This is a genomic window from Evansella sp. AB-rgal1 (assembly GCF_041820985.1).
Taxonomy (GTDB): Bacteria; Bacillota; Bacilli; order Bacillales; family Salisediminibacteriaceae; genus Evansella.
The window spans coordinates 22,125-38,408 of sequence record NZ_JBGUAU010000025.1; the positions used below are offsets into that span (position 1 = coordinate 22,125).

Below are 16,284 nucleotides of genomic sequence, written 5' to 3' on the forward strand. Positions count from 1 at the left end.
CGCGGAGGAATACCCAAGTCCGGCTGAAGGGATCGGTCTTGAAAACCGACAGGGGTGTTAAAGCCCGCGGGGGTTCGAATCCCTCTTCCTCCGCCATATTCCGTACATAACGATCTATGTGTTTGTTCTTTACAAGCATATAGATCGTTTTTTTATTTCATCTTATTTATAATAATGGTAATACCCTTTGAAAGACCAGAAAGGAAGAGTTGTATGTATATTGAAATAACAGAAAAAGCATATACTATGTTGCTAAAACAAAGTAGTACGTTAAAAAGGAATAACTTAGCACTAATGTACGATTATGATGGATGTGGATGTGTTGTAAGTGGAGTGATTCATTTGGTTGAGATAATCGAACCAACGGAGAGATTTGTTCAAGGGACCACAAATATTGATACAATACCAATTTGGTATGAAAAACAATATGAATGGGTTTATGATGAGAGAATGGTTGTTGATTTTGTGGACGCAAGTAATAGCTACCGTTTAAAGAGTGACAACCAAATCTTCAATTCAAGAATGAAATTTATTACTAAAATCTAAAAGTACTATATTTTTTATTTGATTTTTGAGGTTTATTATTTGAAACCGAAGGGTAATTCTGATAATGTAAATCTTGAAAAGATTACTACTTTTAGCAATATGTTTAAGGTAGTTTCCAAATGGATGGTAATAGCGCTCAATCAAGCGCTTATATCATATATTTACATATTTAACTATTACAAGGAGGAGATACAAATGGCTTTTACACTACCAGAACTACCATATGCACACAACGCACTTGAACCACACATTGATGAAACAACTATGAAAATTCATCACGGGAAACATCACAACACATATGTAACAAAACTAAATGATGCACTTGAAGGAACAGACTTCCAAGGGAAAAGTTTAGAAGAATTACTAACGAACCTTGATGCACTTCCAGAAAGCATACGAGGAGCAGTTCGTAATAACGGTGGCGGGCATTATAACCACACGTTATTCTGGGAAATCATGGTTCCAAACGGTGGGGGAGCTCCTACTGGTGAATTAGCTAGTGCTATTGATGAAGCATTTGGAAGCTTTGATAAATTCAAAGAGGAATTCAAAAATGCTGCATTAACTCGTTTTGGATCTGGTTGGTCTTGGCTTGTAGTAGATAGTGGCAAGCTATCAGTAACAAGCACACCAAACCAAGACACACCTATTATGGAAGGAAAGACTGCTATCCTAGGTGTTGATGTGTGGGAGCATGCTTACTACTTAAAGTATCAAAACTTACGCCCTGATTATGTTGACGCATTCTTTAATGTTGTAAATTGGGACGAAGTAGCGAAGCGTTTTGCAGCAGCAAAATAAGAAAGATTACTGGCTATCCATTGGGTGGCCAGTTTTTTTATAGTACAGCCCGGTGAATATCCTTTTGTTAATGGCGCACAATAAGTTGTGTCACTGCAAAAGGAGAGTCTGCTAATGAAGAAGTGGGTTCAAAAAATGGTTGGTGATATTGAGTTAAACAAGGATCTAAATGTCCTCCTTATAATTGGGGGCTTGTATGCACTCAGTATTGCCTTATCAAACACTTTCGTAAATGTATACTTATGGAAACAGTCTGGTGAGTTTATTGATTTAGCTCATTACAATTTATCGGTAGTTGTAATGCAGCCAATAACCTTTCTTTTAGCTGGTAGATGGGCAAAGAAGATTGATCGGGTAATCGTTCTTAGATTGGGCGTTACTTTCTTATCAATCTTTTTCTTTACTGTCTTATTTTTGGGGGAAAATGCAGGGGATTTTCTCATTTTGTTAGGAGGTTTATTAGGAATTGGTGCCGGTTTTTATTGGCTTTCGTTTAATGTATTAACGTTTGAAATTACGGAACCTGAAACTCGGGATTTCTTTAATGGATTCTTAGGGTTACTCAATTCATTCGCTGGAATGATTGGTCCAATAAGTGCGGGATTTCTTATTACAAATATGGAAAAGCTAATAGGCTATCGTGTAATATTCGCTATTTCCTTAGGATTATTTGTAACAGCTGTTATTTTGAGTTTCTTTTTGAACAGACGGTCTGCGAAAGGGCAATACCACCTAATAGATGTTTTTAAGGTAAGGAAAGATAACTTGAATTGGAAAAGAATCACGAGAGCTAACTTTTTCCAAGGACTTCGTGAAGGAAGCTTTGTTTTTGTTATTGTTGTATGGGTTTATGTATCCACAGGCAGCGAGCTTGCAATAGGTACGTACGGACTAATAGCATCTGCTGTATCCTTCGTTTGTTATTACTTTGTAGGCAGGTTTATAAAACCTCAATATCGAAAAAGATCGATCCTTGTTGCAGGATTAATTCTATATGCAGCAATTTTTATTATCGTGTTCGATGTTACCTTTACGAAGTTGATTCTGTACGGAATAACTATCTCCATTGCTTATCCTCTATTACTTGTTCCATATGCTTCCCTATCTTATGACGTTATAGGTAGTGCATGGAAAGCTGCAGAAATGAGAGTAGAATATATTGTAATAAGAGAACTTTTTATTAATAGTGGTCGAATCACCTCAATCTTAACGCTAATAGCATTCATTTCCTTCCTAGGTGAGGATAAAGGGATCCCAATTGCTTTAGCGATATTAGGGTTAGGACATACTATCATTTACTGGTGTATTCGTAAGATTGACTTATCTACAATTAGACATCGGGAAAATGTCTAATAAATTTAATGGTATTGGCGTAAAAATTTTCTGTCATCACTTAGCACTCACAGACTTTTTCTAGAACTTTCATTGAAAATATGTTCGATTATGATATAATACTAGTAAATTTAAGAAATGAATCGCCTGCGGTGTTGGTGAACTTCGAGTTTAAGTCGAACCGAACACCAATTCACTCGGGAGCTTTATATAAGAGTATGTACATCATGCCTTTATGTAAGGAAGATGAAAATACTTTTGCGAGCACCCACCTGCTTTTAGGCGGGTTCGTGAAATCTGGAAGATAACCGCATCTGCGGGCAAACATGTTAGACACCTTAGTGAGAGGTGTCTATTCTTATGAAAGGAACAGTGCGATGTCTGAAAAAAAAATGAAACGTAATCATTTACCCATCCGTCTAAACATATTGTTTTTTCTTGTGTTTTTACTTTTTTCTGCATTAATTTTACGTCTAGGGATTGTTCAAATAGTCCAAGGAGAAGAGTTTCAAGAACAGTTAGATCGAACAATAAACTTTAGTATTCCAATTGAAGCGCCAAGAGGACTTATGTATGATCGATTTGGGAATATACTAGTAGATAATGAACTTTTATTTACTGTAACTTATACGAATAGAAATACTCCTCAAAATGAGATGATAGAAACTGCTGAAAAATTAAATAAGTATATTACAATTGAAGAGCCTAGGTATAGTGTAGATCGTGATCGAAAAGAATATTGGGGCATAATGAATAGTGAAGATTTTGTTGCGAAGCTAACTTTAGAAGAAGCGAATGAATTAGAATTGAATGATCGTGATGTTCACCAAAAACGTATTGATAGAATAACTGAGAGAGAATTAAAAGAATTTTTTACACAAGAAGTAGAAGAAGTGTTTCTATTGTGGAGAGAATTTAATCTTGGTTACAATAACTTGCCACATAAGGTGAAGGTTGGAATAACATACGAAGAAGCAGCACAGATAATGGAAAATCTGGAGAACTTACCTGGTGTTGAGATTATAGATGATTCAAAACGTGTGTATGTATATGATGAAACGTTAAGAAATGTGTTCGGAAGTGTAGGGTCGATACCTCGAGACGATATCGATCACTTCTTAGCAAATGGATATGAAAGAAATGAAGAAGTAGGTACCAGTTATATAGAAAGACAGTATGAAGCTGTTCTAACGGGTAGAAAAGGTCGACAAGAAAACGCGGTGGATAGTAGAGGGAACTTGTTAAGAAACCCCGAAATTCATGAAGGTAGTCGCGGGAATGATCTTGTACTTACATTTGATATGGAACTACAACAGCGCATAGAGCAAATAGTCAAAGAAGAGGTAAGTAAAGTTGAATCTAGATACATTGCAGACCCAAACGCTTATGTTGTTATGATGGAACCACACACTGGAGAGGTTTTATCATTAGTAGGTTACCTAGATCAGGAGAATCGACAAACGAAAAATGATTTCGAGGGCACATTTACAAAAGCATTCGAACCAGGGTCAACGATTAAAGGTGCAACTGTTTTAGCCGGTCTTGATACAGGCGTAGTAACAGCTAATACAAGGATTTTTGATAGACCTATTACCAATATACCTAATACACCTATGATTCGTTCCCATCGACCTTTAGGTTATGTAGATGCATTATCTGCTTTAGAGCAATCTTCGAATATTTATATGGTAGAAGTGGCTATGCGGTTAATAAATTACATTCCAGGTGTCTCAGGTAGAAATTGGGGCAACTTTCAAGCTGGTTACGAAACTTTACGCTCCTATTACCATCAATTTGGACTAGGAGTAAATACAGGCATTGATCTTCCAAATGAATCGAGTGGTCTTGGTGGTGAATCGTCTGTTGCAGGGCTTCTTTTGATGTTATCTTATGGACAATATGATACGTATACACCACTTCAATTGGCACAGTATGTTTCGACGATAGCCAACGATGGTTATCGTATTGCTCCTCGTGTAGTGAAAGAAATAAGAGAACCGTTACCGGATAAACGTGAACTAGGTCCTATATCTCAGCAAATGGTGCCGGAAATTTTAAATAAGGTAGACGTTGATGAAAGTCATATGAATACAATACGTAATGGTTTTCATAGAGTTGTTTACGGAAATCGTGGCACTGGTAGAGCTTTGCAAGCATCTTATAATCCCGCTGGAAAAACGGGAACTGCGCAGGTTAGAGTTAATCGACGAGATGCTCACAATCAAACGTTTGTAGGTTATGCTCCTTATGATAACCCAGAAGTGGCTTTTTCCGTAGTCGTTCACGGTATGCATGTAGATGAGGGGGGAGTCTCACTGGCTATCTCTAAAAGAGTTCTGGATGCTTACTTTGAATTGAAAGAAAAACGTCGTGGTCCATTAAAACCTGGCGAGGAATACATGGAGATTACTATAGATGATGAAGAGGAGGAAGAAGAGGATACAAACGAATAAAGGTACAAAAATCCCGTAGAAGGTTCTACGGGATTTATTCTTATCTATACCGTTTTATAAGTTAGTTAGGGGCTGCTATGACAGAGATAACTTCATCATGACTCATATTACTTGTTAGGTTGTATTCACCCATTCTTAGTCTACGGTCTATTCCTAGTTCTAAAATATACCTTTCAAACTCACGAGCATCTTCTATTATTTGTAGTCTTTCCAGCTGTTCAGCGATGTCTCTAGTAGTCATTCCCTCACTTACTATCAATACGCCTTCAATGGTAAACTCTTCTTTTGCTACTTCTGTATCTTGTTGCTCTACTGTATTAGATTCTTCCGTGAAGTCTTTCTCTACTGTAGATTCTACTTCTTCCTCTTGTTGCATAGTAATGCTTTGCAATTCTTCCTGTAGTTCAGCAAGTTCCGTTTGTATGTTATGATACTCATCTGCGGAAAGAACAATGAATTGATCTTCTTCTAAGTACGTAATTGCTTGTTCAGGTGTAATTTCTCCATTATTACTATTCCCCATATAAAACGTTGCAGCAAAAGTGGAGGTGGCAATGAAAATTCCCACTGCTGTACCACGTAATTGATGTTTTATTGACACAATATATTCCTGCCTTCCTTATACTTTTTGTGAAAGTAGTTCATCAATTTCCACTTCACTATAATTCGTTAATGCTGCGATATCTTGGATTGTATTTCCTTCCTCGTACATAGCCAAAACATCGTCTCTTGTTAATTTGGTCCCATGACTTAACGACATATTTTCTAAAGAGTTAGTTGAATTAACCATTAATTCTTCCTCTAGTAAGGATACTTTTTTCTTTATTTGATACATCTCCTGCATAAGTTGAATAGACAAGTTTTCCATCTGTTTTTCAACTTCTTTTCCTCGATCCTTTTGGAAGATGGACAAAACAAAAAGTAAAATGGACAGTATTAATAATCCAATTATTGTTGATTGCATACTATTTTCCTCCGTTTAAAGTTTCATAAAAAAGTACAACTACTTAGTTATATCATAAAAGAAAATATCTAACTAGATGTCTTAGGACCTGTTTGTCGTAAAAAGGCGCTATATAAAGGATGCAATTAGAAAAATAACAAAAATTACCTAGAATATTGTAGAAAAAAACAACTGGTCAATATTAATACACATTTTTTTTATTTTTTTATAAAAACTTTCCTAACAATAGCAGAATGTTGGACAAGTATGACAGATACTGACAAAAATACCTTCTTGTTGGAGTGGCTGTCTCTAGGTAAGATAAATATATAAATAAAAACATTACAACGATCGATATTCAAAAATAAGAAGGAGACAAGTTTTAAATACGAGGAGGGATTGTATTGTCTGTATTACCAAAATTATCCGTTGAGTATAAAAAAAAATATGCTTTAAAATCAAGTAATGTGATGATAGATGTTCTTAATCCTTTTGACTTTCATCATTATAGAGAAGGAGAAAATAATAACATTAGCTGGAAATGGATACAGTTACCGATGAAAGTAGAAGGTAAAAAGCTAAATAAACTAGTCTTTCATAATAAAAAAGATGAATCAGTGAGTATTTCTCTACTAATAAATTATGATCTTACTAGTAATAGTGAAAAACCAGTTGTTTATTATTCCCCTTCGAAGGAAGCTTTAATAATATTCGATGGCAAAGGGTACCGCTTGTATGGGGGAGTAACAGAGTATAGTTCCAATTTTATATGTTGCACAGATAAGGTTGATCTTCAAAAATGGCTTGATGGTATTCCATTGCAATTTCAACCATTAATAAAAGAGAGTAATGGATGGGCAATAGAGCTTGAATTAAATATTAATCCGTCTTCGTCTAGTTATATATATGAATGGGAATTTCAAAGTTCTAATCTACAAGAGTTAGAGGAGTTACATTCTCAATATCGTGACTTATTATTGAACCAAAGATTATCTAATTAATAATCGGAATTTTCTTTCTCTTGATTCTAGCCTCATTTTTTGCTATTATTTTAAGGTATGAGTTAGTTTAGAGATTTGGAGGGAGAAAATATGCGTGTACAAGTAACGTTAGCTTGCACAGAAACAGGCGATCGCAACTATATTACGACTAAAAATAAACGTCAAAACCCTGACCGACTTGAGCTTAAAAAATATAGCCCAAGATTAGGACGTCATACGTTGCACCGTGAAACAAAGTAATAACAACGAGAGTAACAAAAAACTTTAATAGTTTTTGTTACTCTTTTTCTTTTTTAAAAGAAAGTATAACATTTTTGGACTTAGAAAGTTGTCTAGCTCCAGGCGCCAGGACCTCGTGTCAAATAACCTGGCCGATTAAAAAGTAAAAAGCACTTTTTATCGTCCAGAACATTTGCATTTCGGTCCTGAGAGGGCGCCTTGCGCTTTTTTTATTACATATTATAGGGTGATACAAATTGAATAAAAAACATTTAAGGGAAAAAGTAAAAAAGAAATTAGAGTGTATATCGTTGGCTGAAAAAAAAGAAAGAGATAATGTTATTCAACAAAGGTTATTTTCGTTACCTGCTTGGCAGGCTGCAAAAGTCGTTGGTGTAACAATTTCTATGGAACATGAAATAGATACATATACTATTATTAACCACGCTTGGGAGGAAGGTAAAACTGTTGTTGTACCTAAATGTATTCCTAAGGAGCGTAAACTCCTTTTTTATCGGATCACATCCTTTCATCAGTTGGAGGAAAGTTATTATGGTTTAAAAGAACCGATCCCTAATAAAACAGAAAAATATCATCCGGAGGATATGGACTTACTACTAGTTCCTGGCATAGTATTTGATAGAAGGGGGTATAGAATAGGGCATGGTGGAGGATATTATGATAGGTTTTTACACGGTAAGAGTATGAAAACCTGTTCGTTATGCTACGATTTTCAGTTCGTAGAGGTTGTTCCTAATGAGAATCATGATATACCTGTGCAAATTATTATTAAAGATACTGATCTGATGATACTATGATAGTAATTATTTATTTGGGAATATTACAGCTTAGATGGATCCAAACACACTTTTGTTCCTCCTGTTAATATAAGTCTTAAAATATCGGTTAAAGAAAGGTGAAATGCAATTATGGTATATGGAAGCAAAACGACGCGTGTCGTGATCATTGGTACAGGCTTTGTGGGATCAAGTTATGCATTTTCATTAATAAATCAGAATGTAGCAGATGAAATGGTATTACTAGACTTGAGTAAGGAAAAAGCAGAAGGGGATGCGATGGACTTAAATCACGGACTCCCTTTTGGTTCACCTATGAAGATTTGGGCAGGCGATTATTCCGATTGTAAAGATGCTGATCTTGTTGTAATTACAGCTGGTGCTAATCAAAAACCTGGTGAAACTAGATTAGATTTAATTGAGAAGAATGTGAATATTTTTAAAGGCATTGTAGGCTCTGTGATGGAAAATGAATTTAAAGGGATATTTATTGTAGCTACAAATCCTGTGGATATTTTATCTTATGCAACTTGGAAATTTTCAGGATTACCAATGGAACGAGTTATAGGGTCTGGTACGATTCTTGATACAGCTCGGTTTCGGTTTTTACTGAGTCAATATTTTGATTTGGATGTACGTAACATTCACGGGTATATTATGGGTGAACATGGAGATACAGAACTACCTGTTTGGAGCCAAACAAGAATTGGTTCCGAGCTTATTGATCGTTATATTGAGCATAATAAGCCTGATACAAAAAAAGAAGATTTGGATGAGATCTTTATTAATGTACGTGATGCAGCTTACCATATTATTGAGCGTAAAGGTGCAACACACTATGCAATTGCAATGGGATTAAAACGATTAACAAGAGCAATTTTACGAAATGAACATTCCATATTAACTGTTTCTACACTGCTTAAGGGAGAATTTGGGTTAGATGACCTTTATATAGGTGTACCTGCAATTGTTAGTCAAAATGGTATTGAACGAGTAATGGAGATTGATTTAAACGAAGAAGAAATGAAACAACTACATCATTCTGCAAAAGTATTAAAAGAGGCAATGGCTCCTGTTTTTAAGCCTTAGTAGAAGGCATCAACATTCTAACTGAAGTCTAGCTAATGTCAAATAGTGTTAATGGAACTTTTTCTACACAAGGATAATATTTGATTTTTGATCCACCCTAATAACAGGAAGGCATTGAAAAAGATAAAGGAACTTTTTCAATTAGAGGGTACTCATACAAAGATAAAAGCGAATTTTTGAGTGTCTTCAAGACGATAGGAGGGATTCACATGCAACGAATATTATTCTTGCTTGGTATATTTTTTGGAGTTAGAAGTATCTTACGTAATAGATACCGCATTATCAATGCATTTTTATCAAAAAGATGGTTACGCCGTCTTTCAGTAGCATTAGTTATGCGCATCCCTGCAGTTCGAGAGAAAATGATGTATCAAATGCTACGTTAATCCCGAGAAATTTTCGGGATTTTTTTATTCATAGTAACTTCGCATAAATGGGGGTGAGATACTTGAAATGGGAAGGAATATGTTTTGATTTAGATAATACATTGTTTAGTCATGAGCAGGCGTTTAAACGTGCAATAGAGGCTTGTTATGATTTATACTTGTGTAAAGAATGGAGCGTGAAATCTAACGTTTCTTTTGAATATTTTTTTTCTGTATTCAAACGTAATTGTGATAAATATTGGGGGTTGTATGAAAATAAGAAGTTGTCGAAAGAGGAATATAGAACGATACGGTTTAATGAAACGATGAAAAAGTTACATTTACCATGTGAAGATGGTGCTGCTTCTATGTTTCATTCTTATTATGATAAATCCATAGATAATTTTAGTGAGCCATTCCCTAGTTTATTTCCTTTGCTTGATCTGCTAAAAAAGTTGAAACGGAACATAGCAGTCTTAACAAATGGGAAAAGTACTATTCAAAAAAATAAAATAAACCATTTAGGTGTGATTCCATGGATTCAGAGAGAAAATATTTTTATTTCAGAAGACATAGGTTTTGCAAAACCGCAGGTAGAAATATTTAAGTATGCCGAGGAAAGATTAAACATAAAAGCTGCTGAACTACTGTATATAGGTGATTCATGGCTGCATGATGTAGTTGGACCGATGGAAGCTGGATGGGATTCCATTTTCTTAAATACAAGAAAAGAAGAGCGAAAGACAAATCATCAACCTGTTAAGGAATTTCATACATTAGAAGAAGTTCGGTTATTTTTTGCAAACTTTGATAAATAGAGTGGGATTTTTACTCGGTTAAGAGGAATTGGAGGGTTGCTCCATGAATAAATTGGATGTAATAATTCGTTATTGGGAAATTGTTAACCACCTAATAAACCATGAGGGTATGAGAGTAATTTATATTCATAAAAATGGTGAAGAAGTCTGGATGGAAGATGACCGAAAAGAACCATTCCAAATTATTCGACTTGCCCAAAAGGATTTTGATTGGAGCCGTGATGTAAAGGTTGATATAAAAAATACATACGAACAGGCGAAACTTATTAGAAAACGTGTAGGATTACGTTCGGCAAACGTAATAAATGTTATTCTTTCTCCTTATGAACCTGTGGATAGTTATAAAGAATTTATCAATCAGCCATTGCCTTTCACTGCAGGGGGAAAACACCAACAACGAACAATACTAATTCCTTATGATAAGATACAAAGTATTTTTTTTCCTTTAGCTACGGAATGGAATCTAAAAGATATGCCTTCCTTCTTACCTTTACCATCACTGGAGGACGAAGGTAATTATATTCGTTCCTTACGATATTCTGTACAAAACGCCTCAGAAATGCGCCATGAACAAGAGCGGAAAATCTTTATGTTTGGAAAGCCTATCTTTACATACCTATTACTAGCACTAATTATGATTATGTTTACCATAGTAGAGTACTATGGATCTTCTCAAGATGTTGCTACCCTAATTGAATTTGGAGCAAAATTTAACCCTTACATTCATGAGGGGGAATGGTGGCGTTTTTTTAGTTCCATGTTTCTTCACATAGGTTTCCTTCATCTAATGATGAATTCTCTAGCCTTATATTTTCTTGGTAGTGCAGTGGAAAGAATATTTGGTACCTTTCGTTTTATTTTCATATACTTTCTTGCGGGATTTCTTGGTTCCGTTGCAAGCTTCGCATTTAATGAACAAGTTTCTGCAGGGGCCAGTGGTGCTATATTTGGATGTTTCGGAGCATTATTATATTTTGGTTTGATACACCGTAGATTGTTTTTCCGTACGATGGGGATGAATGTACTTGTCATACTGGCTATAAATTTAGCATTTGGTTTTCTAGTTCCAATGGTTGATAATGGAGCCCATATTGGTGGACTAGTTGGTGGGTTTGTTGCGTCAGCCATTGTAGGTCTTCCAAAACATAAAATTATAAAAATGAAGATAATAGTAATTGTTTTTACAATTATTAGTTTTTTTGGTCTTTTATCTTATGCTTATTCTCAAGAAGAATCCATCCAGACCTATGCTGTATTTTATCAACTAGGACAGGAACATGTCCAAAATGATGAATATGAGGAAGGGAAGCCTTATTTTGAGAGGATAGTTTCTGGAAACCTAATATCTGCTGAGCCTATTTTAACGGAAACGTATTTCACTTTATCCTATATCCAAGCACAACTTGGAGAATATGAAGATGCAAGGGAAAACCTATTGAAAGTATTAGAACGAGAGCCAGACTTGCAGGATGCGCATTATAATTTATCGTTAGTTTATTTGGAATTAATGCAATATGAAGATGCATATGAGCACATTCAACGAGCACTTGCAGAAAGTCCGAATGATGATAAATACCTTCAAATTATGCGACAAATAAATGAATTGTTAAAAAAGGACTGAACAGCCATGTTTAGTCCTTTTTAATGTGTTGAAGTAATTGTTGTTTCGTTCCATCATCTGTTTCATACAAGACAAGTAAATGCCCTCCATTTTCATGGAGAAGGATGAGAGGTAATGTATTCCCAATTGGATCATAGTCTTTATCTGTAAATGTGTTCACTCCTAAAATGTAATATCGATATAATCCTTCCCACAATTTACCTAGAACTTCATTTGTCTTTTCTTGTGTAAAAGATGGAAATGGTTGTGATTCATACTTTGCTAACTTGTCAAAAGGTATTTCAAAGTAGGTAGATCGATTTATTTGAAACTCTTCTAGTAATTCTTCCCATTTATACATTAATTGTTGCTCAATAATGGAGTCAAGTAAATTCTTACTTCTCTTCTCCATTGTTGTTTTTGGTTCTCTGAATGTTAAAATTGGTGATAGTGGTGAGTCAATAATATATAGGGTATCTTGGCTCATCGTTCGTTTACTCTTAATTAATTCTTCAGGATAATGAACTTCTGCATAGTGAAGTGAAATTGCTACATGTTTTCCACTATCTTCCCCGTAAAAGCTCGATTTTCCCGTGATTTTATTATTATTTTGTTTACTTTCACTACGCTTATCAACTAGTATTCCGTTTTCGAATAGTAAGGAAATATCTTGCCTTAGGTAAACAGATTCACTAGATGTAGAATAGAATTGCCATTCTAATAAATATTCATTTTCATCTTTTAATTCTCGTAACTGAATTTCGGTAGATTTTTCTGGAAATGTAATGTTTGAGTCTTCAGGAAAATATATTATTGTTTCGCTTGTTTCAGATAATGAAAATATAGGTAAAAATAAAAATGCTAATGCAGTAAGCAGTGCACCTACGATAAAGTAAGTTTTTTTATTTAATTTTTGTTTCATTCATCTCTCTCCTTTGAATACAACAGCCTGTCTACTACGTTATATGAGTAGAAGAGAGAAGGTATGCATAGAAAAATCTTTTACGCATGTTTCATGAGGAAATGCAAACAATGAAAAAGTAAAGGAGCGATGGAAATGACTAAAGTAGTAAAAAGACCTGCTTCTAAAGATCTTAAAACAAATATATCCTATTTAAAACAAGAACTTGCAATTGATAAGAGTTTTGATTTAGTTTTTTTAGAGCTAGAATACTCTGGATTAGACATGGCTTTATTCGCAGTCGATGCATTTGCAAAGGATCAAGCATTAACTCAGATTCAACGAGAACTTATACAATTTGATAAAGAAAAGGCTGAAGGAAACGTAGTAGAAAAACTATTAAAAACAAAGATTCCTTACATTGAGTTAGCTAGGGAAAAAGATTTAGAAGAAATAATTATTCAAGTGTTATCTGGTCAGACAGCCCTTTGCATTGATGGGTATGATGAGATAATCCTCATTGACTCTCGCGAATACCCTGTGCGTGGTCCTGAAGAACCTGATACAGAACAAGTGATTAGGGGTTCAAAAGATGGATTCGTTGAAACTTTTGTCTTCAATGCTGGGTTAATTCGGCGGAGAGTTCGCGATAAATCATTAAGAAATGAGTATGTACGAATTGGTAGACGCTCTTACACAGATGTATGCGTTACATATTTAGATGATGTAGCAGACCCTGGATTGGTGAATTATATAATGGAAGCCTTAAAAAAGGTTGATACTGATGGATTACCAATGGGAGATAAGACTCTCGAGGAATTTATATTTGGTCAACACAAAAACCCCTATCCATTAGTACGATATACCGAAAGACCGGACGTTGCATCCTCACATGTGTTAGAAGGACACGTACTTATCATAGTGGATGGATCGCCAAGTGTTATCATTACCCCTACAACTTTTTGGCACCATTTACAGCATGCAGAGGAGTACCGCCAAAAGCCGATCATAGGAACTGCATTAAGAATGGTGCGATTTGCAGCTGTATGGTCTTCCGTATTTCTATTACCTTTATGGTATCTATTTGCTATGAATGAAGACATGCTTCCTCTCGGATTATCCTATATAGGTCCAAATGAAATGGGACAAGTTCCTTTAATTGGTCAATTCATTTTAGCAGAGGTTGGTATTGAAATGTTAAGAATGGCCGCAATCCATACCCCATCTGCATTGGCAACTGCATTAGGTTTGGTTGCAGCTTTATTAATTGGGGAAGTTGCTATTCAAGTTGGGTTATTCTCTCATGAGGTTGTTTTGTATTTAGCGGTTTCGGCAGTAGGTTCGTTCGCTACCCCTAGTTATGAAATGAGTTTAGCAAATAGATTAATTAGGGTAGCACTATTACTGGCTGTCTCCATCTTCCATGTTCCTGGTTATATGGTTGGAACTCTTCTTTTAATAATATTACTTTCTACTATGAAAGCTTATGACACTCCGTATTTTTGGCCGTTTCTTCCGTTTAATGGGAAAGGATTACGTGACGTAGTATTCCGTGCACCTATGCCATTAAAGAATCGTAGACCAAGAGCAATACACCCAGTGGACCCTGATCGATAATATCTCTTATCTGGCTAATTGTTGTTAAAATAAGTGTAGACAAAAAAGCACGCTAGAAAATAGGGTGCTTTTTGCCATATAGCTCATGGAATTCTGTTGTTTTCCAATAGTGAAAAAATAGGAACTAGCATATGTTGAGATCTAGTTATTGTTTAATTTATATGTGTAAGTGTAATTATAACCATGGCAAATGAAAACATGCTGACTAGTAGTTGTTTAGTACCTTCAACTATATATGCAACGAGCGAATGCCCAGGAACTCCAGTGGGAAGCAGAGTAGAGGCTCGGCAACTCCCCACAGCATAGAAGACACCGTGAAGTATGAACGGATGTCGCACTTGTGCCCTTGGGTGAAAAGAGAGTGGGCAGTAGCGAATGGAATATTAGCCCGCAAAGTTAGTATTCAAATAAGATTTTGGGTCCAGTTGTGATCAAGTATTTTCAGGGTAGACTTCCATGCAAGTGAAATTTGCACCATGAAGGATGAAAATACGTTATGAAGTATATTAGTACTATTAACTTTATATGGAATGAGCGGAGGACCACGAACTCCGGTGGGAAGCAGAGCAGAGGCGAGACCCCGCAGAGCGCTTGCGATCGAGGAGGCTTGCCAGCTCCCCACAGGAAAGGAGTGGACTGTAGCGAATGGAATAATTACCTACAAAGTTAGCAATACTATATAAGTTAACCACTAATTGAGAACACGTATTTTCAGGTTAGACCTATAGCTGCCTAGTCATTAGGGATATCATTAAAATATGATTGATCTTTAATAAAAAACTCTTTTGGTGTATCAAGAGCTTTTGTAGAGGCCAAAACGATTCCAATTGGAGTTTCGTGTCCATCACTAACGATGGTAAAAGGCACAGAGTTTTGGTTTGCTAATTGAACATAATTTGAATATGTTGGATAGTTTAAATATCCATTTACAAATAAATGAATATTACTTTTATATTCTTTCATAAGTTGAGCAGCTTCCTCATATAGACCACGCTTAATAACTTGAGAGTTTGTTAAAGCTAAATAAATTCTTTCTGATATAGTACCTAAAAAGAGTTTCCGTTCCTCTGGAAGAATTTCTGGAGTGCCATAAATTCCTCGTTGCAACACTTCTTCTAATTTCTTTTGTGACATTGTTTTCCCTCTTTTCGAATTCTCTATTTCTATAGGCTTAATAATGATGTTGTAAGTATAGCAAGTAGTCCCCTCTAATTACAATTAAAAATCTTGTCCTATTTAGCTTATCCCAACATACAGTATTATAGAAGGGAGGAAGTAGTATGTTCTTTTCATTTATTTTATTTCTATTATTTATCGGGATTGCGGGTCTTGCAGTTGGAGCTTTAATTTCAGTAAAAGTATGGTTTTCAATACCCTTATTTTTAATTCTTATTGCTGCACTTTGCTTTGGTTTTCTTTGGTTTGGTGTGTTGATAGGGGCTGCATTTTTTAGTTGGTTACCTATATTTTTTACTAAATTAGTGATAATTTCTTTCTGTATTGGCCTAGCTGTATTTTTCTTTCGTATATTTCATCCTTCATACGGATATTTCCCGTTCCGAGGTTGGATACATTGGGCTTTATTAGCTGTATTCTTTTTTATTATTGGAATTGATTTTGCATCCGTTGGTTTTTCTGCTTGGCTCCTTTTGATCATTCTTCCTTTATTTGCAGGAGCAATATTTTTTGGAACTATTATGATGCAAAAAGTGAAAACGATGTATCGCAGTGCATCTGTATTAATATATTTACCTTTATTGTTATTTGTATTTCTTGGATTATTTAAACTGATATAATAGAGT

17 protein-coding genes, 1 tRNA gene and 1 other RNA gene are annotated in these 16,284 nt (G+C 35.2%); 15 read left to right on the forward strand and 4 right to left on the reverse strand.

Annotated elements, in window-relative coordinates; all coding sequences use genetic code 11:
* Nucleotides 1–3: 3 nt before the first annotated feature.
* From ACERII_RS18830 to ACERII_RS18855, 6 genes are all read left to right on the forward strand, one after another.
* Nucleotides 4–96 (forward strand) — tRNA-Ser (locus ACERII_RS18830).
* Nucleotides 97–213: 117 nt separating this feature from the next.
* On the forward strand, nt 214–546 hold the full coding sequence (locus ACERII_RS18835; RefSeq protein WP_373644345.1) for an iron-sulfur cluster biosynthesis family protein: 333 nt from the start codon (nt 214–216) through the stop codon (nt 544–546).
* A 195-nt stretch (nt 547–741) separates the two neighbouring features.
* Nucleotides 742–1,347 carry a superoxide dismutase gene (locus ACERII_RS18840; protein WP_373644346.1) on the forward strand — a complete coding sequence of 202 codons (606 nt, stop codon included), beginning with the start codon at nt 742–744 and terminating at the stop codon, nt 1,345–1,347.
* A 114-nt stretch (nt 1,348–1,461) separates the two neighbouring features.
* Nucleotides 1,462–2,700, forward strand: a complete 1,239-nt coding sequence (locus tag ACERII_RS18845) for an MFS transporter (protein WP_373644347.1) — start codon at nt 1,462–1,464, stop codon at nt 2,698–2,700.
* Nucleotides 2,701–2,820: 120 nt separating this feature from the next.
* Nucleotides 2,821–3,006: non-coding RNA, 6S RNA (ssrS, locus tag ACERII_RS18850), on the forward strand.
* Between the two features lie 50 nt (nt 3,007–3,056).
* On the forward strand, nt 3,057–5,132 hold the full coding sequence (locus tag ACERII_RS18855) for a peptidoglycan D,D-transpeptidase FtsI family protein (RefSeq protein WP_373644349.1): 2,076 nt from the start codon (nt 3,057–3,059) through the stop codon (nt 5,130–5,132).
* Nucleotides 5,133–5,193: 61 nt separating this feature from the next.
* On the opposite strand, the gene ACERII_RS18860 is transcribed toward ACERII_RS18855, so the two are convergent.
* Nucleotides 5,194–5,733, reverse strand: a complete 540-nt coding sequence (locus ACERII_RS18860) for a hypothetical protein (protein ID WP_373644350.1) — start codon at nt 5,731–5,733, stop codon at nt 5,194–5,196.
* Between the two features lie 18 nt (nt 5,734–5,751).
* Nucleotides 5,752–6,096: a hypothetical protein gene (locus ACERII_RS18865; protein WP_373644351.1), complete on the reverse strand. Its 345-nt coding sequence runs from the start codon at nt 6,094–6,096 to the stop codon at nt 5,752–5,754.
* Nucleotides 6,097–6,479: 383 nt separating this feature from the next.
* Between ACERII_RS18865 and ACERII_RS18870 the strand changes: the two genes are divergently transcribed.
* From ACERII_RS18870 to ACERII_RS18900, 7 genes are all read left to right on the forward strand, one after another.
* On the forward strand, nt 6,480–7,076 hold the full coding sequence (locus tag ACERII_RS18870; RefSeq protein WP_373644352.1) for a hypothetical protein: 597 nt from the start codon (nt 6,480–6,482) through the stop codon (nt 7,074–7,076).
* A 90-nt stretch (nt 7,077–7,166) separates the two neighbouring features.
* Complete coding sequence (rpmG, locus tag ACERII_RS18875) at nt 7,167–7,316, forward strand: 50S ribosomal protein L33 (RefSeq protein WP_278284595.1); 150 nt, start codon at nt 7,167–7,169, stop codon at nt 7,314–7,316.
* Between the two features lie 236 nt (nt 7,317–7,552).
* Nucleotides 7,553–8,113, forward strand: a complete 561-nt coding sequence (locus ACERII_RS18880; protein WP_373644353.1) for a 5-formyltetrahydrofolate cyclo-ligase — start codon at nt 7,553–7,555, stop codon at nt 8,111–8,113.
* Between the two features lie 111 nt (nt 8,114–8,224).
* Complete coding sequence (locus ACERII_RS18885; RefSeq protein WP_373644355.1) at nt 8,225–9,181, forward strand: L-lactate dehydrogenase; 957 nt, start codon at nt 8,225–8,227, stop codon at nt 9,179–9,181.
* Between the two features lie 209 nt (nt 9,182–9,390).
* On the forward strand, nt 9,391–9,567 hold the full coding sequence (locus tag ACERII_RS18890; RefSeq protein ID WP_373644357.1) for a sodium:proton antiporter: 177 nt from the start codon (nt 9,391–9,393) through the stop codon (nt 9,565–9,567).
* Nucleotides 9,568–9,629: 62 nt separating this feature from the next.
* The gene (locus ACERII_RS18895) at nt 9,630–10,364 is read left to right on the forward strand and encodes an HAD family hydrolase (RefSeq protein WP_373644358.1); all 735 of its coding nucleotides are present in this window, start codon (nt 9,630–9,632) and stop codon (nt 10,362–10,364) included.
* Nucleotides 10,365–10,407: 43 nt separating this feature from the next.
* On the forward strand, nt 10,408–11,985 hold the full coding sequence (locus tag ACERII_RS18900; protein WP_373644359.1) for a rhomboid family intramembrane serine protease: 1,578 nt from the start codon (nt 10,408–10,410) through the stop codon (nt 11,983–11,985).
* Nucleotides 11,986–11,995: 10 nt separating this feature from the next.
* Here ACERII_RS18900 and ACERII_RS18905 read toward each other — a convergent pair whose 3' ends face one another.
* On the reverse strand, nt 11,996–12,886 hold the full coding sequence (locus ACERII_RS18905) for a hypothetical protein (protein WP_373644360.1): 891 nt from the start codon (nt 12,884–12,886) through the stop codon (nt 11,996–11,998).
* A 135-nt stretch (nt 12,887–13,021) separates the two neighbouring features.
* Between ACERII_RS18905 and ACERII_RS18910 the strand changes: the two genes are divergently transcribed.
* Entirely contained in the window at nt 13,022–14,482 is a 1,461-nt protein-coding gene (locus tag ACERII_RS18910) for a spore germination protein (RefSeq protein ID WP_373644362.1), read from the forward strand.
* Nucleotides 14,483–15,214: 732 nt separating this feature from the next.
* Here the strand turns inward: ACERII_RS18910 and ACERII_RS18915 are convergent.
* Nucleotides 15,215–15,616, reverse strand: a complete 402-nt coding sequence (locus ACERII_RS18915) for a YueI family protein (RefSeq protein WP_373644363.1) — start codon at nt 15,614–15,616, stop codon at nt 15,215–15,217.
* Between the two features lie 146 nt (nt 15,617–15,762).
* On the opposite strand from ACERII_RS18915, the gene ACERII_RS18920 reads away from it, so the two are divergent.
* On the forward strand, nt 15,763–16,278 hold the full coding sequence (locus ACERII_RS18920) for a hypothetical protein (RefSeq protein ID WP_373644364.1): 516 nt from the start codon (nt 15,763–15,765) through the stop codon (nt 16,276–16,278).
* Nucleotides 16,279–16,284 lie beyond the last annotated feature (6 nt).

What these genes read in the sequence shown, in the direction of transcription:
- ACERII_RS18910 (WP_373644362.1), top strand. Translation starts at nt 13,022, where the DNA reads ATGACTAAAGTAGTAAAAAGACCTGCTTCTAAAGATCTTAAAACAAAT.
- ACERII_RS18835 (WP_373644345.1), top strand. Translation starts at nt 214, where the DNA reads ATGTATATTGAAATAACAGAAAAAGCATATACTATGTTGCTAAAACAA.
- ACERII_RS18900 (WP_373644359.1), top strand. Translation starts at nt 10,408, where the DNA reads ATGAATAAATTGGATGTAATAATTCGTTATTGGGAAATTGTTAACCAC.
- ACERII_RS18845 (WP_373644347.1), top strand. Translation starts at nt 1,462, where the DNA reads ATGAAGAAGTGGGTTCAAAAAATGGTTGGTGATATTGAGTTAAACAAG.
- ACERII_RS18920 (WP_373644364.1), top strand. Translation starts at nt 15,763, where the DNA reads ATGTTCTTTTCATTTATTTTATTTCTATTATTTATCGGGATTGCGGGT.
- ACERII_RS18855 (WP_373644349.1), top strand. Translation starts at nt 3,057, where the DNA reads ATGTCTGAAAAAAAAATGAAACGTAATCATTTACCCATCCGTCTAAAC.
- ACERII_RS18840 (WP_373644346.1), top strand. Translation starts at nt 742, where the DNA reads ATGGCTTTTACACTACCAGAACTACCATATGCACACAACGCACTTGAA.
- ACERII_RS18890 (WP_373644357.1), top strand. Translation starts at nt 9,391, where the DNA reads ATGCAACGAATATTATTCTTGCTTGGTATATTTTTTGGAGTTAGAAGT.
- ACERII_RS18865 (WP_373644351.1), bottom strand. Translation starts at nt 6,096, where the DNA reads ATGCAATCAACAATAATTGGATTATTAATACTGTCCATTTTACTTTTT.
- ACERII_RS18915 (WP_373644363.1), bottom strand. Translation starts at nt 15,616, where the DNA reads ATGTCACAAAAGAAATTAGAAGAAGTGTTGCAACGAGGAATTTATGGC.
- ACERII_RS18885 (WP_373644355.1), top strand. Translation starts at nt 8,225, where the DNA reads ATGGTATATGGAAGCAAAACGACGCGTGTCGTGATCATTGGTACAGGC.
- rpmG (WP_278284595.1), top strand. Translation starts at nt 7,167, where the DNA reads ATGCGTGTACAAGTAACGTTAGCTTGCACAGAAACAGGCGATCGCAAC.
- ACERII_RS18905 (WP_373644360.1), bottom strand. Translation starts at nt 12,886, where the DNA reads ATGAAACAAAAATTAAATAAAAAAACTTACTTTATCGTAGGTGCACTG.